Below are 228 nucleotides of genomic sequence, written 5' to 3'. Positions count from 1 at the left end.
GCCGGCGTATCCGTCGGTGTATGAGGTGCTGGGGCGCAGGGCTGAAGTGCAGCGGCCGACGCCCGTGCAGCGTTAAGGCCATTGGGGCTGCTGTGCAGCCCATCGCCGGCAAGCCAGCTCCCACAGGAATAGTGCTGCTCTCAAGGGCATTGCTCTCCTGATAGAGCCAGCTCTAAAGGGCATGGCTCTTCTGACAGAACCAGCTCTTGCTGGGATGGCACTGCTCTC

General features: G+C 62.3%; 1 protein-coding gene. It reads left to right on the top strand.

Annotated features, from left to right (window positions below):
* A partial coding sequence (locus J5M58_RS28230; RefSeq protein ID WP_243432580.1) for a hypothetical protein occupies window positions 1-76 on the top strand: 76 nt, incomplete at its 5' end.
* Between the last annotated feature and the right edge of the window lie 152 nt (window positions 77-228).

The organism is Pseudomonas sp. 32_A (genome assembly GCF_017490905.1).
In the GTDB taxonomy this organism is placed as follows: Bacteria; Pseudomonadota; Gammaproteobacteria; order Pseudomonadales; family Pseudomonadaceae; genus Aquipseudomonas; species Aquipseudomonas inefficax.
The sequence above is the reverse complement of the archived record's forward strand: the minus strand, read 5'-3'. Positions and strand labels throughout refer to the sequence as shown.